At 50.7% G+C, this 21,206-nt stretch carries 20 protein-coding genes, 1 pseudogene and 1 other annotated feature; of the genes and pseudogenes, 1 reads left to right on the top strand and 20 read right to left on the bottom strand.

Going from position 1 to position 21,206, the window contains the following annotated elements:
- Positions 1 to 34 precede the first annotated feature (34 nt).
- The 4 genes from ON064_RS02415 to ON064_RS02400 all read right to left on the bottom strand — a co-directional run bounded on the left by ON064_RS02415 (position 35) and on the right by ON064_RS02400 (position 4,338).
- On the bottom strand, positions 35 to 1,588 hold the full coding sequence (locus ON064_RS02415; protein WP_274623461.1) for an FAD-dependent oxidoreductase: 1,554 nt from the start codon (positions 1,586 to 1,588) through the stop codon (positions 35 to 37).
- A 281-nt stretch (positions 1,589 to 1,869) separates the two neighbouring features.
- Entirely contained in the window at positions 1,870 to 2,502 is a 633-nt protein-coding gene (locus ON064_RS02410) for an FMN-dependent NADH-azoreductase (protein WP_274623460.1), read from the bottom strand.
- Between the two features lie 95 nt (positions 2,503 to 2,597).
- Entirely contained in the window at positions 2,598 to 3,308 is a 711-nt protein-coding gene (locus tag ON064_RS02405) for a DsbA family oxidoreductase (RefSeq protein ID WP_274623459.1), read from the bottom strand.
- A gap of 103 nt (positions 3,309 to 3,411) precedes the next feature.
- On the bottom strand, positions 3,412 to 4,338 hold the full coding sequence (locus ON064_RS02400) for a manganese-dependent inorganic pyrophosphatase (RefSeq protein ID WP_274623458.1): 927 nt from the start codon (positions 4,336 to 4,338) through the stop codon (positions 3,412 to 3,414).
- Between the two features lie 227 nt (positions 4,339 to 4,565).
- Here ON064_RS02400 and ON064_RS02395 point away from each other — a divergent pair, with 227 nt between their 5' ends.
- Positions 4,566 to 5,366, top strand: coding sequence for a GNAT family N-acetyltransferase (locus ON064_RS02395; protein WP_274623457.1), 801 nt, complete (start codon positions 4,566 to 4,568; stop codon positions 5,364 to 5,366).
- 41 nt (positions 5,367 to 5,407) lie between these two features.
- On the opposite strand, the gene ON064_RS02390 is transcribed toward ON064_RS02395, so the two are convergent.
- The 16 genes and pseudogenes from ON064_RS02390 to ON064_RS02305 form a co-directional block, all read right to left on the bottom strand.
- Positions 5,408 to 6,703 carry an arsenic transporter gene (locus ON064_RS02390; RefSeq protein ID WP_274623456.1) on the bottom strand — a complete coding sequence of 432 codons (1,296 nt, stop codon included), beginning with the start codon at positions 6,701 to 6,703 and terminating at the stop codon, positions 5,408 to 5,410.
- A 15-nt stretch (positions 6,704 to 6,718) separates the two neighbouring features.
- A complete protein-coding gene (locus ON064_RS02385; protein ID WP_274623455.1) occupies positions 6,719 to 7,048 on the bottom strand; it encodes an ArsR/SmtB family transcription factor in 330 nt (109 codons plus the stop codon).
- Positions 7,049 to 7,446: 398 nt separating this feature from the next.
- Entirely contained in the window at positions 7,447 to 7,965 is a 519-nt protein-coding gene (locus ON064_RS02380) for a type 1 glutamine amidotransferase domain-containing protein (protein ID WP_274623454.1), read from the bottom strand.
- 70 nt (positions 7,966 to 8,035) lie between these two features.
- Positions 8,036 to 8,629, bottom strand: coding sequence for a DNA-3-methyladenine glycosylase (locus tag ON064_RS02375; protein WP_274623453.1), 594 nt, complete (start codon positions 8,627 to 8,629; stop codon positions 8,036 to 8,038).
- Positions 8,630 to 8,649: 20 nt separating this feature from the next.
- Entirely contained in the window at positions 8,650 to 9,420 is a 771-nt protein-coding gene (gene trpA / locus ON064_RS02370; RefSeq protein ID WP_274623452.1) for a tryptophan synthase subunit alpha, read from the bottom strand.
- On the bottom strand, positions 9,417 to 11,225 hold the full coding sequence (gene trpB, locus ON064_RS02365) for a tryptophan synthase subunit beta (protein ID WP_342455307.1): 1,809 nt from the start codon (positions 11,223 to 11,225) through the stop codon (positions 9,417 to 9,419). Before trpB ends, trpA begins: the two co-directional genes overlap by 4 nt.
- Positions 11,222 to 11,995 carry an indole-3-glycerol phosphate synthase TrpC gene (gene trpC, locus ON064_RS02355; RefSeq protein ID WP_274623451.1) on the bottom strand — a complete coding sequence of 258 codons (774 nt, stop codon included), beginning with the start codon at positions 11,993 to 11,995 and terminating at the stop codon, positions 11,222 to 11,224. Before trpC ends, trpB begins: the two co-directional genes overlap by 4 nt.
- On the bottom strand, positions 11,992 to 12,984 hold the full coding sequence (gene trpD / locus ON064_RS02350; protein ID WP_274623450.1) for an anthranilate phosphoribosyltransferase: 993 nt from the start codon (positions 12,982 to 12,984) through the stop codon (positions 11,992 to 11,994). The genes trpC and trpD overlap by 4 nt, the downstream gene beginning before the upstream one ends.
- Before the next feature lie 62 nt (positions 12,985 to 13,046).
- Positions 13,047 to 13,276, bottom strand: a binding site (T-box leader).
- 144 nt (positions 13,277 to 13,420) lie between these two features.
- The gene (locus tag ON064_RS02345) at positions 13,421 to 14,404 is read right to left on the bottom strand and encodes a CaiB/BaiF CoA transferase family protein (protein WP_274623449.1); all 984 of its coding nucleotides are present in this window, start codon (positions 14,402 to 14,404) and stop codon (positions 13,421 to 13,423) included.
- Positions 14,405 to 15,553: an acyl-CoA dehydrogenase family protein gene (locus tag ON064_RS02340; RefSeq protein ID WP_274623448.1), complete on the bottom strand. Its 1,149-nt coding sequence runs from the start codon at positions 15,551 to 15,553 to the stop codon at positions 14,405 to 14,407.
- A gap of 24 nt (positions 15,554 to 15,577) precedes the next feature.
- Positions 15,578 to 16,327, bottom strand: coding sequence for an SDR family NAD(P)-dependent oxidoreductase (locus ON064_RS02335; protein ID WP_274623447.1), 750 nt, complete (start codon positions 16,325 to 16,327; stop codon positions 15,578 to 15,580).
- Between the two features lie 33 nt (positions 16,328 to 16,360).
- Positions 16,361 to 17,512 carry a thiolase family protein gene (locus ON064_RS02330; protein WP_274623446.1) on the bottom strand — a complete coding sequence of 384 codons (1,152 nt, stop codon included), beginning with the start codon at positions 17,510 to 17,512 and terminating at the stop codon, positions 16,361 to 16,363.
- Positions 17,513 to 17,672: 160 nt separating this feature from the next.
- Positions 17,673 to 18,566 (bottom strand): glycine betaine ABC transporter substrate-binding protein, encoded by an 894-nt coding sequence (locus tag ON064_RS02325; protein ID WP_274623445.1) that lies wholly within the window; start codon positions 18,564 to 18,566, stop codon positions 17,673 to 17,675.
- Positions 18,567 to 18,648: 82 nt separating this feature from the next.
- Positions 18,649 to 19,287 (bottom strand): ABC transporter permease, encoded by a 639-nt coding sequence (locus ON064_RS02320; RefSeq protein ID WP_274623444.1) that lies wholly within the window; start codon positions 19,285 to 19,287, stop codon positions 18,649 to 18,651.
- Positions 19,284 to 20,238, bottom strand: a pseudogene (locus ON064_RS02310) (ABC transporter ATP-binding protein). Before ON064_RS02310 ends, ON064_RS02320 begins: the two are co-directional and overlap by 4 nt.
- Before the next feature lie 53 nt (positions 20,239 to 20,291).
- Entirely contained in the window at positions 20,292 to 21,134 is an 843-nt protein-coding gene (locus tag ON064_RS02305) for a GNAT family N-acetyltransferase (protein WP_274623442.1), read from the bottom strand.
- Positions 21,135 to 21,206: the final 72 nt, after the last annotated feature.

Raw genomic sequence — 21,206 nt, 5'->3', positions numbered from 1 at the left:
GAAGCAGCCGTCGCTGCTTCTTTTTTTCTACGTTTTATATGCCGCCTTCCAATTTCTTCAGCGGTTTCACAGCAGGTCCTTCCAATACTTCCCCGGTATGTGAGAAACGCGAGCCGTGGCATGGGCAATCCCAGGAGGTTTCAGCATCGTTCCACGCTACGTCGCAACCCATATGTGTACAAGTCGGTTTGACAAGATGCACTTGGCCATATTCATCTCGGTAACCCCCCGCTTTTTTGCCGTCCACTTTGACAAGCCCGCCCTGCCCTTTTTCCAAGTCGTCGATGGTCTTGGAGGCTTTTTTCAGTTTGCCGCTGACCAGTTCTTTCGCCACTGATGCATTGTCTTTTAAGAAGCTTGCTGCATCGGCCGTTTTCACTTTCGGTCGCGTCGGATCGAATAGCGCAGCGTATGGGTTGTCACGCCCGACGATTTGATCGGTCAGAATCCGGCCGGCAATAGCGCCGTTCGCCATGCCCCATTTATGGAATCCGGTGGCGACGAGGATATTTTCATAACCCGCGGTGATCGTGCCAACGTACGGGATTTTATCCAAAGTCGTCATATCCTGCGACGACCAGCGATACGGAATGTCTTCTGCAGCAAAATAATCCTCGCCGAACTTCGCCAGGTTCTCGTAATGTTCCATCGTGTCGACGGAGCTTTGGCCCGTTGCATGGCCGTCTCCGCCGAGTAGCAAGAGTTTTTCCCCGTCCTCTCCCGGCGTAAACCGGATGGAGCGGGATGGGCTGTCGGCGCTGATGTACATGCCTTCTGGAATCTTGCCATTGGTCCGGACGGCAATGGCATAGGAGCGGTTGACTGACAGCCTGGAGAAATACATGCCGTCGAAATCGTTGAACGGATAATGCGTCGCAACGACTACTTTATCGCACGATAAATGAGATAGGTTTTCCGTCTGAATGACCGGGTCTTTTTTGCTCAGGATTTTCATGGCGCGGCTTTGTTCGTGGATGTCTACGCCCATTTTCTCCATTTCTTTTACGAGACCGGTCAAGAATTTCACCGGATGGAATTGAGCCTGGTTACGCATGACGAGCGCTTCTGTCACTGGGAACGGCAGCTCTGACTCTTCGCGCGCAAGCCCCCCGTCGATACCCAGCTGCTGGTACGCTTCCGCTTCTTTCTCCAATAACTTCACCGTGGAATCTTTCGTCGAATAGATGAACGCATCCTGGTGTGAGAAATCGCAATCGATGTTCAGTTCTTTTGCCGTTCCTTCGATAAACTTCAAGCCTTCCATATTGGCTTCGTAATAAAGCTGCGCTTGTTTTTGCCCAACGAGTTTGATCAGCGGCGCGTAATACAGGCCGTGCTGAGCCGAAATCTTCGCGGTCGTATAGCCTGTAACGCCATCGATCAATTTGCCGGCATCAAGCAATGTCACTTTCTTACCTTCTTTCGCCAACAAATATGCTGTGATGACACCGGCAATGCCAGCCCCTACTACCGCAACTTCCGTAGATTTGTTGCCGATAAATGCCGGGTAATCCGGCAATTCCTTGTACGCTCTCCAAAAAGACTCGTTCGATTCGGGAATACGGCTTTGTTGTTCATTTTGAGACATGCTGCCCCTCCTTTATTGAATGTTTTGCTTATTGACTGTCTACCCCTATGTGGAAATTGCTAATCAATTAATGGACGAAGGGTAGCTGAGTCCATTAATTTGCGACGCATCTGCAAAGCAGATGTGGGAGCAAGCGAATGCACGAGGCTTGAGCAAAGTGAAAGTCGAGCAAATAAATAAACGACAAGCCGCTGAGTTCAATCATTGGCGAGGTCCAGACACTAGCAAATTTAAACAAAAAAAAGACGGAAACGCCGAAGCGTTCCCGTCTTTTTCATACATTATGCATTTACTTTAGAAAGTGATCCTGCTGTTTCTTTCACGCGTTCCATGCCGTCTGCGATAATTTGCTCAGCGCGGTCAGGGTACATATTGTGGCCTTCGATAATAACTTCTTCGATATCCGTGATGCCGAAGAAGTTCATGATGGCACGGATGTAGTTGACGCTCATTTCGCTAGGCGCCATTTCTGGTGTCGAATAGACTCCACCGCGTGCGTTCAAGATGATGACTTTTTTCTCTGGAACTAGGCCGACTGGACCTTCTTCTGTGTACTTGAAGGTCATGCCTGCACGGTAGACATAGTCGATGAATGTTTGCAAAGCCGCAGGAATTGTTTTATTCCACAACGGGAATGCGAACACGACTACATCAGCATCCATGAATGCGTCCATCGCCTTGTTGGCTGCTGTCAAGATGCGCTGCTCCAATTCAGTCAATTCTTCCGCTTGTGCGGATTTTTGCATGGCATCGAAGAAATCCTGCCCGAAATACGGCATGTCTTCTGCGAATACGTCAAATGTATTGACCTCTGCATCTGTCTTTAAGTTCTCCATGAATACTTCGTGCATTTTACTTGAAACGCCCTCAGAAGCCGGACGGTTATTGGCTTTTACGACTAAAATGTTTTCCACTTGTAAAACTCCTTTATACTATTAATATTATTCTTTAATTCGAGACTTTTTAATTATAAGTAATTCGAGATACAAAGTCAACGCGCTTGCTTGGCTTATTCGCCGTCGCAGGAATCTCCTGTGCAAAAGCTTGTTTTCGCTTTTCCAATCGGCTTCAATGCCGGGCGCAAACCTTCTTCTTCAGCGATTTGTTCTAATGCCTCAATGAACGCTTCAAGCGGCTGCGCGCCAGAAATTGCATACTTTCGGTTAACGACGAAAAACGGGACGCCTTGTACACCGATTTGCCCGGCTTCTTGGATGTCGCGCTCGACCTCGCCCTGGAATTGATCCGAATCGAGAACTTCCGCTGCCTGTTCGCGATCAAGCCCTGCTTTTTCAACAATCGACAGCAAGGTCTCCGCATTGCTGATATTATGCGCTTTTTCGAAGTAATGGTGCATCAACAGTTCGGTCAATTGATGTTCTTCGCCTTGTGTGGCGGCCCATTTGACGAGTCGGTGTGCAGAAAATGTATTGGCGTGGGGCATGTTCTCCACGTCGTAATGCAGATCGAACGCTTTTGCTTGTTGTGCCACGCCCGCTGTCATTTCCTTTGCCCGTTCGAGGCTTTGCCCCATCTTTTCAGCCAAGTGTTCATAAGCAAATCTATTGGAATCCACTGGAGCTTGCGGGTCCAATTCGTATGCTTTAAAGGTAATCTCCGCTTGGCTTTCGTAGCCTGAGCGTACGAGTGCTTGTTCCAATGTGCGCTTTCCTATATAACAGAATGGGCAAACGTAATCTGACCAAACTTCAATTTTCATAACTACTCACCTCGCCCCTTACTATAGCAATGACATAGATACGCCACAATTTTTTTGCTTGAAAATAATTCCCAGCACAAAAAAACTGACTCCCCATAGGGAATCAGCTTAAAGCTTCGGTAATGACCGGAACAATTTGTTTTTTTCTTGAGACGACGCCCGGCAACATCACACGGTTGTTGACGACGATTGACTCGAAGGCCGATTCGATGATGTCTGAGCGGCGGCCAAGGACGATCGCTTCCGAGTTATTGTTCAGGATATCCGTAACGACGAAAGCAAAAAGGTCCAAGTCTTTGGCCGCGACTGTATTGTTGATGAGCACTTCCAATTCCGCCTGGCGCTCCAGTACTTCCGCTACATCGATGGCGTTGACTTGCGCCACTTCAAAGCGGTGGTCGCCTGCTTCAAATTCCTTGGAGTCGAGTGAAATTAAATCTTCCAGCGTTTTATTGCTTAAATCAGCGCCAGCTTTTAACAAGGCAAGGCCGTACTCCTGTGTATCAACCCCGGCGATATCCGCCAGTTCCTTCGCTGCTTGAATGTCCTGATCGGTGCAGGTCGGGGATTTAAACAGCAAGGAATCCGAAATGATGGCCGATAGCATCAATCCCGCGATGTCAGCCGGGACTTCGACAGCATGCTCTTTATAGAGCTTCAAAAGAATCGTCGCTGTACATCCGACAGGCTCAGCACGGAAATAAAGCGGATCGGTTGTTTCGAAATTGGCGATTCGGTGATGGTCAATGACTTCGGTTACTTGGACTTCATCGATATCGTCGATGCTTTGCTGGCGCTCGTTATGATCGACCAAGATGACTTGCTTCACTTCGTCTGAAGCGCGTTTCACCAGACGGGGATTTTGCGCTTTAAAATGTTCGAGTGCAAAGAGCGTCTCATTGTTTGCTTCACCGAGGCGAATGGCTTCAGCATCCATCCCGAGCTCTTTCTTCAGATGGGTATATGCAATTGCCGAACAGATTGAGTCAGTGTCCGGATTTTTATGACCTAATACAAAAACTTTTGACATGAATAATGGCCTCCTGGCTTGTGTAGTTTCTGAGATTATTCTATCACAAATCTCCTCTCCAGAAAAAATCTGCTACTGAAAACCTAGTGTTATACAGTATTACACCAACTAAATACGGAAATGATTTTAGAATTATCAGTATTTTTAAAGTTTAGTGTGTACTTTAGCATACCTGAATGGTATTATATGACTAACTAATCCTATGTTTTTGGAAGGAAGAGGTGCCAGTGACTATATTATTGGAAAAGAAATACATTCCCCTGTCTCATTATTTTCAGGCTGCAACAAATTCCAGCATCCGTTTGACCTTTTCGGAAATCGAGCAGATCATGGGCCAGAATTTACCGAATGCCGCTTACTTAAACAAAAGTTGGTGGAAAAAGTCGAAGCCCCCTGCAAAACATTTTCACGCTTGGATGGACGCCGGCTACCGCGTGACGGAAGTCGAGCCCGACCGCTATGTCGTCTTCGAAAAGGCGGACGCCAAGAACACAGTAGCTGACACGGAGACGGAAGACAAAGATATTTTGTTGATCCGCACCGCTGAACACGGGGATGCCCGCTCGTTGGCCTTGCTCCAAAAAGCCGTGGAGGCCGAATCCGACTTCATGCTTTACGGCAAGGATGAGCGTTCCCTCTCCACACAGCGTGTCCGCAAGCAAATCATCGAATGGAAGCAAAGCGGCCATTCTACCATCATCATCGCCATCTTGAACGGCCAACACGTCGGCTATTTAATGGTCATTGGCAATGAAGCGAAGCGGGCATCACACCGCGCCTCACTGGTCCTCGGCCTCCTAAAAGAAGCCCAAGGCAAGGGCATCGCCAAATCACTCCTCGAAAAAGCTGAAGAGTGGGCCAAACAAAAAGGCATCAGCCGCTTGGAATTGACGGTCCTTGGAGCCAACGAACGCGCCCGCAAGCTATATGAAAAAACCGGGTTCGAAGCAGAAGGCACACGGCGCCGTTCGCTCATCATCGACGGCAAGGAACACGACGAAATCTACTTGGCCAAGTTTTTGGACTAAGCCAAAATTTAAAAATGCCCGTGCATTTTTCGTTGTGTTGATCAATTCAATACCGTTAACCATAGATACAGCCCGGTCAAGGTGATGAACAAAGTCGGGACGGTGAGGATGATGCCGACTTTGAAATAATAGCCCCAGCTGATTTCGACGCCTTTCGTCTTCAATACATGAAGCCATAAAAGTGTCGCAAGCGAACCGATCGGCGTGATTTTCGGGCCGAGGTCGGACCCGATGACATTGGCATAAATCAAAGCGTCGCGCATGACGCCGTTCGTATTCGTTTCGGCAATGGCAAGCGCATTAATCATGACAGTCGGCATATTGTTCATGCCCGACGATAGGATTGCTGCGATAAAGCCCATGCCGATCGTCGCCGTATACAGGCCGTGCCCCGCTGTCCATTCAATCGCCTGGGCGAGAACCGAGGTCAAGCCGACATTGCGTAATCCGTAGACAACGACGTACATGCCGATCGAGAAGAAAACGATCGCCCATGGTGCGCCTTTTAGCACCGTCATCGTTTCGACGTGCTTGCTATTGCGTGCAATCGCCAAGAAGATGATCGCGATTGAACCGGCGATCAAGGAAACCGGGATCTCAAGCGATTCGCTCATGAAGTAGCCGATTAGCAAGATCGCAAGAACGACCCAAGACAGGCGGAAAATGCGGATATCTTTGATTGCAGTATCCGGTTTTTTCAACACGCCAGGGTCAAAACGGCCCGGAATGTCTTTTTTGAAGAATAAGTACAGCACAAGCATGCTCGCCAGTATGCTGAATAAGTTCGGAACCACCATATGCAATGCGTATTCCGTAAACCCGATGCCGAAGAAATCAGCCGAGACGATATTGACCAAGTTACTGATGACAAACGGCAATGACGCCGTATCGGCGATAAAGCCGGATGCCATGATAAATGGCAAAATCATCGTATCGCGGAATTTCAAGGCCCTTACCATCGCCAAAACGATTGGCGTCAGAATGAGCGCTGCGCCGTCATTGGCGAAAAGCGCCGCTACGACCGCACCAAGAAGTGTAACGAGGAAAAACATGCGCAAGCCGCTGCCTTTGGCAAAGCGCGCCATATGTAAGGCTGCCCATTCAAAAAATCCGATCTCATCCAAAATCAAGGAAATGATGATCAAAGCGACAAAAGTTAATGTCGCATTCCATACGATCCCCGTTACGTCCCACACGTCGCCGAAGTCAACGACGCCGAATATCAAGGCGACAACTGCCCCCGCAATGGCCGACCAGCCGATCGACAAACCACGCGGCTGCCAGATGACAAACAGCAAGGTCACCAGAAAAATAATAATCGCTAACCAAACATCCATTTCAATTCCAACTCCTTAATTGCAATTCACTTTCTTGCCTTCCGCAACGAGCGATTCAACTGTGCGTTCGGGTTCCGGCAGCATCGCAAGAAGCGATGACAGCACCTCGAAAAGCTCATGTTTTTCATTGAGCGACCAGATCGTCCAGCGCCCGCGCTTTTCTTCACAGATCCATCCCGCCTGCTTGAGTTTGCGCATATGCTGGCTGATGGCCGGTTGCGACATATCGAGCAGCTCCGTGAATTCACAGATGCACAATGCCTCTTTCGATAAGTATTTCAAAATCAGCATGCGGGTTTCGTCGCTTACCGCTTTCAAGCTCTGTTCCATTTGTTTATAGTCCATTTCAGTCACCTCTTTTTGGCAATGGGTTTATTATATAAGCAATCACTTATGTATGCAAGAGGGCATTTCGATTTCCGAACAATTTCCGATACAAAAAAACCGCCCCAGTAAAGGGAGCGGTTCCAGCTTGTCGAGAAAGGTAAGAAATCGTATTTTCCGAAGCTTATCGCTCGCTTTCCGTGGGCTCGCGCCCAAGCCTCCTCAGCCGCTTCGCAGCTTGCGGGGTCTCGGTCGTCTCGCTGATCCACTCGAGTCGAACGAACACTTCTCCAAATACTTAGATAGGTCATTGATTTTTGAATGTCGAAAAGATGATCCCATTTTATTTCATAACTGATTCATAGCCTTCTTCAACACTTTAAAACCGCCCCAGTAAAGGGAGCGGTTTGGATAGTTCCTTATTTGTTTTCAAGCAATTTCAGTGACTCGCGGTTGAATGCCGGGATATCATCCGGCTGGCGGCTTGTGACCAATTGATCTTGGCAGACAGCCACTTCTTCGTCAACAACAGTTGCGCCAGCGTATTCCATATCGACTTGGATCGATTTGAATCCTGTCGCTTTACGGCCTTCCAAAGCTTTCGCCGTGATCAATAGCTGCGGCCCGTGGCAGATCGCAAAGACCGGTTTTTTGGCATCCATGAACGCTTTCGTAAATGTCACGAAACGATCATCCCCGCGCAATTGGTCCGGCGAAAATCCGCCAGGCAATAGCAGTGCATCGAATTCGTCCGGGTTCACTTCGTCAATGCCTTTATCGATGGTAACAACTGCTTCACCTTGTTTGCCGGTTACTTTCTTGCCAGCTTCCTTTTCGATATTGATCAGTTCATGGCCAGCTTCGTTAAACGCTTTTGCCGGTTCTGTATACTCCACATCTTCGAACATATCTGTAATTAACGTTGCAATTTTTGCCACTTTCCTTCACTCCTTCTGTTTATGTGCTCCCTCTCAGTATTCCACGAATTGGAAAGCTTAAACATCCGGATTACGGGCGGAATTTCGAGACAAACGGATTTTCCGATTCCCAGAAGCGGTACGGATAATGGACCGCTTCCTGCGAATTCCCTATGCCGACGCGCGGTCCCGTAGATACCGCATGCACTGCATCGCCTCCTGCAATATAAAGCGGGCGATCCGTAAAATGGTGGCCATTATAATCCATCGTGATACCCATCGCCTTCGTCAGTTTGCCTGGGCCGCTTGTCCACTGCTTCATCGGCATATGCTGCCCTCTGCGTTCCGCCATGAACTCGACGCCTTCGACCGGCTCGATGGCACGGATGAGGATGGCGCGCGGCGTTTCTTCCGGCCCGCTGACAACATTCACCAGCGTGTGCGTATGCATCTGGTATGTATACACAAGGCCAGGCCTGCCAAACATCACTTCCGTGCGTTTGGTGCGGCGGTTGCCGAAGCTATGTGCAGCCCGGTCTTCCGCCCCCATATATGCTTCGGTCTCGACGATCCTGCCGGCGACAATTCCGCCGGGCAGTTCATGGACCAGGATCTTACCTAATAAGTCGCGCGACAAATCAAGTGTCGGCGCTTCAAAATAATTCGCATCCAACGGCTCAAACATGCTAATCCCTCCTAACGGCATTATACCGAATGAGGGGCAGTCACTGCATCGATCAAGGGTTCGATATCTTCAATGCGGCCTTCATGGAATGCCTGGACAATCGCGCTGCCGACAATGAAGCCATCGACATCATCACGCAGCCTGTCGACATGGCTTTCTTTCGAGATACCGAATCCTGCATAGACGGGGACAGGGCTCAATTCCCGCACTTTTCGTGTGAAGGCGCCGACTTCTTCCGCCAACTCATCACGGCTTCCGGTAATGCCAGTCACGGTTACCGCATAAACGAATCCTTCCGCCTGCTTGAGGATTTCTTCCAGGCGGCTCTCGATGGTCGTCAAGGTGACGAGTTGAATCAGTACGAGTTCCTGCTGTTTCGCGAACGGTTCAATCAATTGGCGATGCTCGAACGGCAAGTCCGGAATGATGACTCCTGATGCCCCCGCTTTTTTCGCTTCCTGTGTAAAGCGCTCCGCACCGAAGCGAATGACCGGATTCAAATACGTCATGATGACGAGCGGCACTTTCACTTCGAAATCGAAGCGCTGCATTTCATCGAGTACTTTTTCCAGGGTAATGCCTTTATCAAGCGCCCGGTTTCCTGCCGCTTCGATCGTCGGCCCATCAGCGACCGGATCCGAAAACGGAATGCCGACTTCAATCGCCGTTACCCCGCGTTCTTGCAGATACTGGATCTGCTCACCGAGTTTTTCAATTCCGCCATCACCTGCCATGATGTAAGCGACGAAGGCTTTATGTCCTGCTTGTTTCAGTTCTGCTAATCGTTTCATGACAGCCCCTCCAATTTTTCGGCGTATGTCGCCATATCCTTATCGCCTCTGCCGGACACGCAAATGACGAGCAACTCATCCGCCGTCATCGACTGCGCTTGTTTTTTCGCTTGCGCTATTGCATGGGCAGATTCCAAAGCCGGAATGATGCCTTCTAAGCGCGACATTTCAATGACCGATTCAAGCGCTTCGTCGTCTGTGATCGCTTCATACGTCACCCGCCCATTATCCGCTAGATGCGCATGTTCCGGGCCAATGCCCGGGTAATCGAGGCCTGCGGAAATCGAATGTGCTTCCTGCACTTGCCCTGCATCGTCTTGCAAAATTTTCATCATCGCCCCGTGGAGCACGCCTTCCGATCCTTTAGTCAAAGTAGCCGCATGGCGTTCAGTATCCACGCCGTCTCCAGCCGCTTCTGCGCCGATCAAGCGGACCGATGCATCTTCGATAAACGGGTGGAACATGCCAATAGCATTGGATCCACCGCCGACACATGCCACGATCGCATCCGGCAAACGCCCTTCTTTCTCAAGGATCTGCCGCTTCGTTTCCTTGCCGATGACACTTTGGAAATCGCGCACCATCGTTGGGAAAGGATGCGGCCCAAGTGCCGATCCGATCAAATAATGAGTGTCTTCAACATTAGTGACCCAATAGCGCAGCGCTTCGTTCACTGCATCCTTGAGCGTGCCGCTTCCTTTTGTGACACTTTCGACGCGCGCACCCAATAATTTCATGCGGAACACATTGAGCTGTTGGCGTTTGATGTCTTCTTCCCCCATGAATACGACGCAATCCAAATCGAACAACGCACAGATCGTAGCCGTCGCCACGCCATGTTGGCCGGCTCCCGTTTCCGCGACGATTTTGCGTTTGCCCATACGCTGTGCTAGCAAGGCTTGGCCAATGGCATTGTTCACCTTATGGGCGCCGGTATGGTTCAAATCCTCACGCTTCAAATAAATTTTCGGCCCGCCCCACGCTTCGGTCATGCGTGCCGCAAAAGTCAACGGTTGTTCACGCCCGACGTATTCCTTTAAGTAATGGTGATACTCCTTTTGGAACTCCGCGTCGTTTTTGGCATCTTCATAAGCCGCTTCCAACTCTTTGACTGCTTTCATCAAAGTTTCCGGTACAAATTGACCGCCGTAGCGCCCGAAAAAACCTACTGGATCTATCGTCTTCTCCTGTGTTCTCTCCATCGAATCACCCTTTGCCTGTAGTATGAATTGCTGGATTTTCACTTCATCTTTTCGGCCATCCGTTTCTACACCGCTCGACACATCGACCATGAACGGAGCAGTTTGGCTGATGGCTGCTTGCACGTTGTCTCTATTCAATCCGCCCGCTAAAATAAGACGGCTATGGTCCAAATCTACATTTTCCAGCAGGCTCCAATCAAACACATGCCCGCTGCCTCCTCGGTAGTCGGTGCCTGGTGCATCGACCAATATATAATCCGCAATCGAGTTGTTCAGCTTTTCTACATCGTCCGGTGTACGGATTGAGAAGGCCTGAATGACCGGCACTTCGATGCGCCGGATTAATTCGTCCGGTTCATCGCCGTGCAATTGCACCATCGTTAACGGCACCGCCTTAACGGCATTTTCGATTTCTTCGTATGAGGCGTTGACGAATACGCCGATCCGCTGCATGTCATTATTTGCGAGACGCGATAACTCTTGCGCCCGTTCGATCGATACGCGCCGCTTGCTTGGGGCAAAGACAAATCCGATTGCATCCGCTTGTGATGCGGCTTTAACGTGTTGCTCTTCCATTAATCCGCAGATTTTAACACGTGTCATTGCGCTGCCTCCTGTCCTGTTGCCTGGCGAATCCAGGCTGCCGGATTTTCTGAACGCATCAACGCTTCCCCGACCAATACACCTTGTGCGCCGAGTTCGTAAGCTTTGTGCGCATCCGCCGTATCGTTCATGCCACTCTCGCTGATCAGCACCGAGCCACTGTCGAACGCAAATTTCTCAGCCAATTCTGCCGTCCGCTCCAAGGATACTTCAAAAGTTTTTAAATTACGGTTATTGACGCCGATCAATTGCGCCCCGAGCGCGACGGCTTTTTCCAGCTCTACTGCATCATGCACTTCCACGAGGATTTCCAAGCCGAGCGAATCCGCATAGCGGAATAATCGCTCGAGCTCCGTATCTTTAAGCGCTGCGACAATCAATAGAATGATCGTTGCTCCAGCCGCTTGCGCCCGTTCGATCTGGATTTCGCTGACCATGAAATCTTTGCACAATACCGGAACCGAAACCGCGCGCGCCACTTTCTTCAAATCTTCAATGGACCCTTTAAAATATTGCTCATCCGTCAATACAGAAATGGCGGCTGCACCGGCCCCTTCATATTGACGGGCTTGTTCAACGACATCCACTTCCATGCGGATGGCGCCTTTTGACGGCGATGCGCGCTTGATTTCCGAAATGACTCCGCGGCTTTTCCGCAAGCTGTCGATGAGCTTTGGTTTATCCGGATATCGCTCGGTTTTGGGATAACTGTTTTCATAAACAGTGATTTCCTGCCGCTTGGTTTCCATGATTTTGTCCAATATGGTCATACGAGCACCCCCGATGCTAGGCGGTGCAATTCATACACACGCGCCGTTTCGCCTGAAATGATTGATTTTCTTGCCTGATGCACGCCTTCCGCAATGCTTGCGGCACGGCCGCTCACGTAAAGCACCGTTCCCGCATTCAATGCTACTGTATCCAAATAAGCGCTCGGCGTTCCGCCGATGACTTCTTTGAAGATCTCAGCATTGCGCTTCGAATCGCCTCCGCGAATCGCCTCGATCGGCGCGGTTTCAAGCCCGACTTCGTTAGGATGGACTGTCATGCTGCGTTTGCCTTGTTCATCAAAGACGATCAATTGGTTGGTCCCCGCAAGAGATAATTCATCCAGCCCGCCTGCCCCGTGGACAATCGCCCCGCGCTTTCTGCCAAGACGCATCAAGGCATCTGCCATCGGTTCCATCATGTCCGGGCGGTAGACGCCGCTCATTTGGATGGCGATCGGCAAAGGATTCGCCAGCGGGCCGACCAAGTTGAAGATGGTCGGCGTGCCGATTTCCTTGCGCACTTCGCGCAAGCCACCAAGTGCCGGATGGATCGCCGGCGCGAACAAAAAGGCGATGCCTGTCTGTTCGACGAGTGCCGGCAGTTCCTCTACAGCCAATTGAGTGGAAATTCCGATCTCCTCCAATAAATCAGAGCTGCCCGTTTTGCTGGAGACGCTTCGGTTGCCGTGCTTTGCGACGCTCATGCCGCAGCCCGCCAACACGAAAGCCGTCAATGTGCTGATATTGAAGCTAAAGGATTTGTCGCCGCCTGTGCCGCAAACGTCCACCAGCTCGCCTGTTATTTCCGGAAGCTTCACTGCTTTCTCACGCATTGCCAGGACCATGCCAACCAATTCATCAGCCGTCTCACCTTTTTCGTGCAATTCCTTCAAAAATTCTTTCATCTGCTGGCGATCTATGCGCCCTTCCAATAATTCCAACGCTCGCTGTTTCATTGTATGTTCATTCATATTCTCTGCTCTGCTCATCTCAATCTCTCCTCGTCTCGTTTTTAAATGCAAAAATCCCCGCAACCGGGGTCTATTCCGGTTGCGGGGACGGTTTTAACCGCGGTACCACCACGCATTAATGCATTTTGCACTCACTCAAACAGGCTTCTTAAGCCTTTCCCTTTAACGCAGGGATACGTCCGCCATACTCGCTTCCGCTTTCCGGCTGGCTCTCATAAGTCCATTCGCACAGCGCTTCTAATCAGCTTCCACCACCCGCTGACTCTCTAAATAGACGCCACTGCCTACTCGTCTCATTCCTCGATTTACAACTCTTCTGTTCTCGTCTCTGCTAACTCTTCTCTCGAATAGACTTGCCGCTACCAACAAGTTGTCCTTCATACTAAAAGGTTTTGTATATTCTGTCAAGTGACAAACTCCAACTTCTCCACACGCACCGACCAAACGTCTCGGTTCAGCGCACTTTGCTGGTTTTCGCTCCAAGCGCCCGGCCAAGGAAAAAAGGATGGCGATGGCGCTCATCCGCCGTCAAGACCGGTGCCAGGCAGCAGTCATGAACGAGCGACAACCCATACCACTCTTCCCAGCTTTTCGATTTGAAAAACGCCTCGACTTGCCCGTGCTCCGACGTGCCCGGGGCGCACTCTCCCCAAGACAGCCAGTCGGGACGTCCCGCCAGTTCACAGAAATTGCGCCAGAACTTTTCTTCCAAAGCACCGAGCGTCACGAAGCGGCCGTCCTTCGTTTCGTAAATCGCGTAGCTGATGCGCCCGCCACCGATTTCCGGCACACCGTGATCCGCCAAGCCCGCTTTCGTGTAAGCATCGTGATTCGGCAGAAACTCCGCCATCACTTCTGCAAGTGCAATATCCAGATAAGACCCCTCGCCCGTCCGAAACTTCCGGATCAACGCGGCGAGGATCTGTTCAGATGCCAGCAAGCCCCCGGTATAATCGGCGAGCGTATTGGTCGGATGCACTGGCCGGCCGACGTTATCGCGGAGTTGGTCCAAGGCACCCGAAAGCGCAAGGTAATTAAGGTCATGGCTGCCAAGATGCGCAAGCTCACCTGCTTGCCCATACCCCGATAGCGAACAATAGACGATATCGCCTTTATGCTCTTGGACGCTTTCATAATCCAGCCCCAGCTTTTTCATGACTCCCGGACGGAAAGTTTCGATGAGAGCGTCAGCAGAACGCACGAGCTCGAGCATCTCACGCTTGCCGCTTTCGGATTTTAAGTCCAGATGGACGATTTGTTTACCGGCGTTATGCGCGCTATGCACAAGGCCGCCGCCCATACTGCGCGACGGATCACCTGTGGGAGGCTCGATTTTGATGACGTCTGCACCGAGTTCGGCGAGCCGCATGCCGGCAAATGGTCCAGGAACGTAATACGTCACATCCAGGATACGGACGCCCGTCAGCGCCTTTTCCATCTAGAGCCCCATCCGTTTGGCGATGATGGTTTTCATGATTTCATTCGAACCGGCATAAATCGCAGCAACTGGAATGTCACGGTAGCGCCGGGCAATCTTGTATTCTTCCATATAGCCGTAGCCGCCATGCAATTGCATGCAGTCACCCGATATTCTCTTCGCCGTATCCGTCAGCCAGTATTTTGCCATCGACACTTTCGAGACGACGTCTTTTCCGGCCATATGCTCTTCAATTAGGGATTCGAGAAACGCTTTGCCAAGTTCGATTTCGGTCGCCATTTCCACCAGTTTGAATTGAGTGTTCTGGAATGCGCTGATCGGCTTGCCGAATGCTTTGCGGGATTTCACATAATCCATCGTCATCTCCAGCATATCTTCCGATGCGATTTGCGCCGCCAGTGCCACGACGAGCCGCTCCTGCTGCAATTTTTCCATCAAGTATGTAAAGCCTTTGTTTTCTTCGCCGACCAGGTTGGCGACCGGCACTTTGCAATCCTCGAAATATAACTCGGATGTATCCTGCGCATGAAGCCCGACTTTATCGAGCTTGCGCCCTTTCGTAAACCCTGGCGTCCCTTCTTCGACCATCAAGAGCGAAATGCCTTTATGCTTCGGTTCCGCTTTCAAGTCGGTCTTGACGACCACCAACACATGCGTCGAATTGATGCCGTTGGTAATAAAGGTTTTCTGGCCGTTGACGATATAATGATCGCCGTCTTTAACAGCCGTGGCCGAAATATTGGCGAGGTCCGATCCAGCGCCTGGTTCTGTCATCGCAATTGCGGTAATATACTCACCGCTGATGCAGCCCGGCAGCCAATCCTGTTTCTGCTGTTCTGTTCCATATGCTTCAATATAAGGGACGGTAATATCATTATGCAGCCCGACACCCGTCAAGCTCGCTCCGACGCGCTCCATTTCTTCACCGATAATGACGCCGTAGCGGAAATCAAGACCAAGCCCGCCGTACTGTTCTTCGACTTGAGGGCATAAAAACCCCATATCGCCGAGCTGTCTCCAGAACGACTTCGGGATCAGGCGGTCTTTTTCCCATTGTTCATAATGCGGCACCGCTTCTTTTTCCAAAAACTTGCGCAAGGATTTGCGGAACATCGTATGCTCTTCTTCTTCAAAACGATATCTTGCCATTTTTCCCATTCCCCTTTTCTTACTTTATTTGGGCTGCATGCGGATCGCGCCGTCCAAGCGGATCACTTCGCCATTCAATAATGGATTTTCCACAATGCTTTCGACCAGTTTCGCATATTCAGCAGGGTGTCCGAGACGCGTCGGAAATGGCACGGTCGCAGAAAGCGAAGCGATGGCGGATTCCGGCAAGCCGTCGAACATCGGCGTTTTCATGAGACCCGGCGCAATTGCCATGACGCGGATGCCGTCACGCGCGAATTCACGCGCAATCGGCAAGGTCATCGAGACGATGCCGCCTTTTGATGCGCTATAGGCCGCTTGCCCGATCTGCCCTTCAAATGCTGCGACGGATGCAGTCGAAATGATGACTCCACGTTCCCCTTGCTCAGCCGCCGCAACAGCGCGCAAGACGTTGAAACTGCCAATCAAATTGACTTGGATGACTTGTTCGAAACGCTCAAGTGCAAGCGGCTTCCCTTTCGACACGACTTTTCCGGGCGTGCCGATGCCTGCGCAGTTGACCAGGAGATTGACATGGCCAAGCTGACCGACCGCCTTTTTCACATTCTCTTCCACATTTAGTGCGTTTGTTACATCCGTTCCGAGATAACTGACTTGCCCTTCACTGAAATCAGCCATCACCTGTTGTGCACGCTCTTCGTTCAAATCAAAGATCACGGCGCGTCCGCCGTTTTTTGCGATATGGCGTACGGTCGCTTCACCAAGGCCCGATGCGCCGCCCGTGACAATGGCTGTCACTTTAGAAAAATCCATTTCATTCTCCCCTTTGGCTGTGTCTTTATCTAGTTAATTGATTCGTTCAATGATCGTTGCATTGGCCATCCCCATGCCTTCGCAAATCGCCAGCAAGCCGTAGCGACTGCCAGAGCGTTCCAGTTCATGCACAAGCGATACTAATAATTTCGTGCCGGTCGCGCCTAAAGGATGACCCAGTGCAATGGCGCCACCGTTGACGTTGAGCTTGTCCGGATCTCCCCCGATATCCGATAGCCATGCGAGCGGAACAGGCGCGAATGCTTCATTCACTTCATAGCGGTCCATATCTTCGATTGACAGACCGGCTTTCTCCAGCACTTTTTTCGTCGCGGCGATGGGTCCCGTCAACATCAAAGTCGGATCCGATCCCACAACCGTGCGGGCAAGTATACGCGCTTTCGGTTTTAAGCCAAGTTCCTGCGCTTTTTCTTTTGACATCAATAAAACAGCGGACGCCCCATCGCTCATTTGGCTAGCGTTGCCTGCTGTGATGACACCTTGTTCATCGAATGCTGGCTTTAAGCCGGCGAGCACTTCTTCGGTCGTTCCAGGTCTCGGTCCTTCGTCCGTCGTGACTTTCTGGAAATCTCCTTGTTCATCGGATACATCAATTGAGACGATTTCCTTGTCGTAAAGCCCTGCATTGATCGCGCGCTGCGCACGTTCGTGGCTCTTCACTGCGTAAGCGTCCAGTTGCTCGCGGCTGAACCCCCATTTTTCAGCAATGCGTTCTGCTGAAAGCCCTTGATTGATGATTTCGTATTGATCGGTCAGTTTTTTACTCGGCTTCGCCCCTTGCATATTGGAGAACATCGGGACGCGCGTCATGCTTTCCACACCGCCCGCAATAACAATGTCCATATCGCCGGAAAGAATCGCCTGCGCACCGAAATGAACAGCTTGCTGACTCGATCCGCATTGGCGGTCGATGGTGACCCCCGGCACAAAGTCCGGGAATCCGGCAATCAATGCCGCCGTTCTGGCGATATTGCCGCCTTGCTCACCCGATTGAGAAACGCAGCCGAGAATGACGTCTTCCACCATGCCTTTATCGACGCCGGCTCGGTTCACCAATTCTTCTATCACGACAGCTGCCAGTTCGTCCGGTCGCATCTCCCGGAATTGGCCTTTGCGCCGGCCGACTGGCGACCGGACACCTTCAACGATGACTACTTCTTTCATTCCTGATCACTCCCAATTTTGAAATCGCTTCCATATAATTAAACTGAATTGAATGACTATTCACTCACCTTCATTTATTGTACAAGAATCCTCCAGGGATTACTACACGAAAAACCGCGAAGAGAAATTCCGCGCAAACAAAAAAAAGCACAGGTTTTCATCATTCTTCGATCAAGCCTTTTTCAACGAGGAAGTCACGCGCTACTTCGCTCGGAATCTCCTGATCCACGTCTACACGCGAGTTCATCGCGAGCATCTCTTCTTCCGTGATTTGTCCGGCCAGCTCATTTAACAAGTCCTCAAGTTCTGGATATTCTTCGAGCGTTTCCATCCGGACGACCGGTACAGCATCGTATTTCGGGAAGAACGACTGGTCATCTTCCGTCGTCTTCAGGTCGAACAAGTCAATGCGGCTATCGGTGGTGAACGCCGGGATGACATCGACGTCACCATTCTGCACCGCTTCATACATAATGGCAGGATCAAAGCTTTCAGTTGCTGAAAACTCGAATGGATAAGTGGCGACCATATCATCGTAGCCATCTCCTTGCCGCTCATAGAAAGGATGCGGCGCCCCGAACGTCATGTCTTCGGATTGGGAGATTTCCGCAAGGTCTGAATAAGTTTCCGCGTCGTAATCTTTGGCGTACGCTAAGGTATAGCCATTTTCAAACCCGAGTGGTTCGAGCCATGTAGCGTCGAGTTCTTCTTCATATCCTGCACGCACTTCTTCTAATACTTCCTCCGAAGATTGTCCTGGTGTCGACTCGCGTTTTAACACATCTTTCAGGCCGGTTCCGGTGTATTCAACGTACAGGTCGATATCTCCTTGCTCGAGTGCCGGCGTCAAGATCGACACTTCCCCGAGCCCTTCTTCGTATTCCACGCTATAGTCGGAGTTCGCTTCGATGTACTGTCCGAGAATATGCGGCAGGATATATTGTTCTGTCCACGGCTTGCCCCCGATGACGATTGGTTCCGACTCTGCGCCGCCGCTGCAGGCAGCAAGGATCGCAGATGTGCCAAGCAATACGCCAAATGCTGTTTTCTTCATTGTTGTTTCCCCCTTTTCGGCCCATTTCGAGCCTGTTTGCTCATTCATATTGCTGCTCCACTTCAAATCGCAGGCGTTAAAATTAGGTTTTTAAGCCTTTAGGCGTGGCGCGTTTTTCAATCCATTTCAAAATTAAATCAAACCCGATTGCCAATAAGGCAACCGGCAATGCACCGGCAAGCACCAGCGAATTATTATACGATTGCAGCCCGCGGTAGATGATATCGCCGAGGCCGCCTGCTCCGACAAAAGTCGCGAGCGTCGCGATGCCGACCGTCAATACCGTTGCAGTACGGATGCCGGCCATGATAAACGGCAGCGCTAACGGTAATTCGATCTGGCGCAAAATCTGCGTTCGCGTCATGCCCATTCCGCGCCCCGCTTCAATGGTGGATCCATCGACCCCGCTAATGCCAGCGTAAGTATTGCGCAAAATCGGCAATAGCGCATAAATAATCAGCGCAATTAACGCAGTCGGTGACCCGATGCCAAGAATCGGCACTAGGAATCCAAATAAAGCCAAACTTGGGATGGTCTGGAATACCGCAGTAACTCCGATGATCGGCTCGGCAAAGCGCCGATAACGGGCGATCATAACGCCTGTAGGCAAAGCGATTGCGATGCCGATCGCCACAGCAACAAAGGAAAGATAGATATGCTCGATAAAGGCATCTTGAATCATATCCTGGCGGCTTACGAGTGTATCGAAAAATGCATTCATGCGGTCGCCCCCTTCTCAACATGGAGGGCAGCTCTTAACAATTCCCGCTCCCCGGCAAAGCCGACCAATTTTCCTTCATCGACTACAGCGAGGCGCGGTTTGCCGCTTTGTTCCAATAGCTGATGCGCATCGCTGACCGACAATTCGGCTTCCACCTCTTCTGCTTCTCCTGCCCAGTCCTTATCGAAGAGGAACACGAATTCCTTCATATGAACGTTTCTGGTTAATGCGTTCAGTGCCGATAAAGTTCCGCACAAATTCATTGGCGGGTTCATCGATCAATTGCTGCGGTGTCCCGATCTGTTCGACTTGCCCATCTTTCATCACGACGATCGTATCGGCGATTTTCAAGGCCTCGTCCATGTCATGGGTGACAAAAATGATAGTTTTATGGATTTCCTGCTGCAAATGGCGCAGCTCATCCTGCAATTGTTCGCGGCTGATCGGGTCGAGCGCCGAAAACGGCTCATCCATCAGCACGATATTCGGATCACCCGCTAGTGCACGGACGACGCCGACACGTTGCTGCTGGCCGCCGCTCAATTCCAATGGATAACGATCCATGAACACAGCAGGATCCAATCCGACTAATTGCAGCAGTTCTTTCGAGCGTCCGTCGGTTTTATCGGCTGGCCAGTTCAGTAATTTCGGAACTAACGAGACATTGTCAGCGATGGTCATATGCGGAAACAAGCCGATGCGCTGAATGACGTAACCGATCGACCGCCTTAACTTCACCTCGTCCATGCCGGTGATCGGCTCATCGTCTATGTATATGGCGCCCGCTGTCGGATTTTCGAGCTTATTCACCATTTTCATCAAGGTCGTTTTTCCGCATCCACTGGGTCCGATGATGGCGGTCAGCTGGCGTGCGGGCAAATCGAGCGTAACATCTTTCAACGCTTCCGTACCGTCCGGAAATCGTTTTGTGACCTTGTCAAAGCGGATCATTCGCTTCGCCCCCTTTCAATTGGTCGTTTTTCTATACCCTTATACACAGGGCTTTACTCCCGTTGTGGCTGCCCAAATTTTAAGTGCACCGGATTGGCGATTTGTTCATAGCCGATTTCCTGGTAAATCTTGTTGGAAGTGCCATTCGCCAAGTCTGTATAAAGCATAGCAAAATCATACTCATTGAGCAGCTCTTCCGTAACTTCCGCAACGAGCGTACGCGCGTAGCCTTTTTTTCGCAGCTCTTTGGGCGTAAAAACAAATGATACGGTGATACCATGCTTGGAAGGCCGCGCTTTTTTCATGCAGGACACCACACGCCCCTCGTCTTCCCAGAGAAACACTTCCTTACGTGAAATGAAGTCGGCTATTTTTTCTTCGGCTTCCTCTTGCGATGGATTGCCGATGCCAGTATCTACACCGAATAATTGATACCAATCGACGAGCAAGGGTGCATCAAGCCGGTTCGCCACCCGCCAGCTGCCGGGGCTTTTCGCCAGTTTCTTCCGCACGGCGTCGATCCGGTATAAACCTTGGTCCATCGCAATTTCTGCAAATTCTCCCCACGCTTCTGCAAATCTTTCAGCGGTTTCTTTATCCCCAATGACGCCGGAAATTTCGATTCCCGCATTGCGGAATTTATTCGCCACCAACGCTTCCACATTCGCGTCTTCCCGCAAGACGATCAATTGCAACGGATGGGGAGGCGTCATCAAAGCCAGCGCCGCAACGCCTTGTGCGTCTTCCGCTAGCCCTAAATAGAAGGGTTCATAACGCCCTTGTTCAATTTGGCCAAGCACGCCGAGAAATAAACTGTATAGGTCTTCCCTTTTTTCAAGTAGCGCCCTTGCTTTTTCCATATATTCGCCAATCTCCTGGTACCATTTCCATTCCATGTCTCCACACTCGTTTCCATTAAATTCATTTCTTCATTACTTATTAGCTATTTTTGGCTCATTCCCTCTTTT

Source organism: Planococcus sp. A6, assembly GCF_028823615.1.
In the GTDB taxonomy this organism is placed as follows: Bacteria; Bacillota; Bacilli; order Bacillales_A; family Planococcaceae; genus Planococcus.
This window is presented reverse-complemented; position numbering and strand designations above follow the sequence as displayed.

Bases quoted from the DNA above. Each gene is read 5' to 3' on its own strand.
- ON064_RS02305 (WP_274623442.1), bottom strand. From the start codon at position 21,134: ATGGAATGGAAATGGTACCAGGAGATTGGCGAATATATGGAAAAAGCA.
- ON064_RS02320 (WP_274623444.1), bottom strand. From the start codon at position 19,287: ATGAATGCATTTTTCGATACACTCGTAAGCCGCCAGGATATGATTCAA.
- trpA (WP_274623452.1), bottom strand. From the start codon at position 9,420: ATGAAACGATTAGCAGAACTGAAACAAGCAGGACATAAAGCCTTCGTC.
- ON064_RS02390 (WP_274623456.1), bottom strand. From the start codon at position 6,703: ATGGATGTTTGGTTAGCGATTATTATTTTTCTGGTGACCTTGCTGTTT.
- ON064_RS02340 (WP_274623448.1), bottom strand. From the start codon at position 15,553: ATGGCAAGATATCGTTTTGAAGAAGAAGAGCATACGATGTTCCGCAAA.
- ON064_RS02325 (WP_274623445.1), bottom strand. From the start codon at position 18,566: ATGAAGAAAACAGCATTTGGCGTATTGCTTGGCACATCTGCGATCCTT.
- trpB (WP_342455307.1), bottom strand. From the start codon at position 11,225: ATGACACGTGTTAAAATCTGCGGATTAATGGAAGAGCAACACGTTAAA.
- ON064_RS02385 (WP_274623455.1), bottom strand. From the start codon at position 7,048: ATGGACTATAAACAAATGGAACAGAGCTTGAAAGCGGTAAGCGACGAA.
- ON064_RS02400 (WP_274623458.1), bottom strand. From the start codon at position 4,338: ATGTCAAAAGTTTTTGTATTAGGTCATAAAAATCCGGACACTGACTCA.
- ON064_RS02345 (WP_274623449.1), bottom strand. From the start codon at position 14,404: ATGGAAAAGGCGCTGACGGGCGTCCGTATCCTGGATGTGACGTATTAC.
- ON064_RS02335 (WP_274623447.1), bottom strand. From the start codon at position 16,327: ATGGATTTTTCTAAAGTGACAGCCATTGTCACGGGCGGCGCATCGGGC.
- trpC (WP_274623451.1), bottom strand. From the start codon at position 11,995: ATGACCATATTGGACAAAATCATGGAAACCAAGCGGCAGGAAATCACT.
- ON064_RS02330 (WP_274623446.1), bottom strand. From the start codon at position 17,512: ATGAAAGAAGTAGTCATCGTTGAAGGTGTCCGGTCGCCAGTCGGCCGG.
- ON064_RS02375 (WP_274623453.1), bottom strand. From the start codon at position 8,629: ATGTTTGAGCCGTTGGATGCGAATTATTTTGAAGCGCCGACACTTGAT.
- ON064_RS02415 (WP_274623461.1), bottom strand. From the start codon at position 1,588: ATGTCTCAAAATGAACAACAAAGCCGTATTCCCGAATCGAACGAGTCT.
- ON064_RS02405 (WP_274623459.1), bottom strand. From the start codon at position 3,308: ATGAAAATTGAAGTTTGGTCAGATTACGTTTGCCCATTCTGTTATATA.
- trpD (WP_274623450.1), bottom strand. From the start codon at position 12,984: ATGAGCAGAGCAGAGAATATGAATGAACATACAATGAAACAGCGAGCG.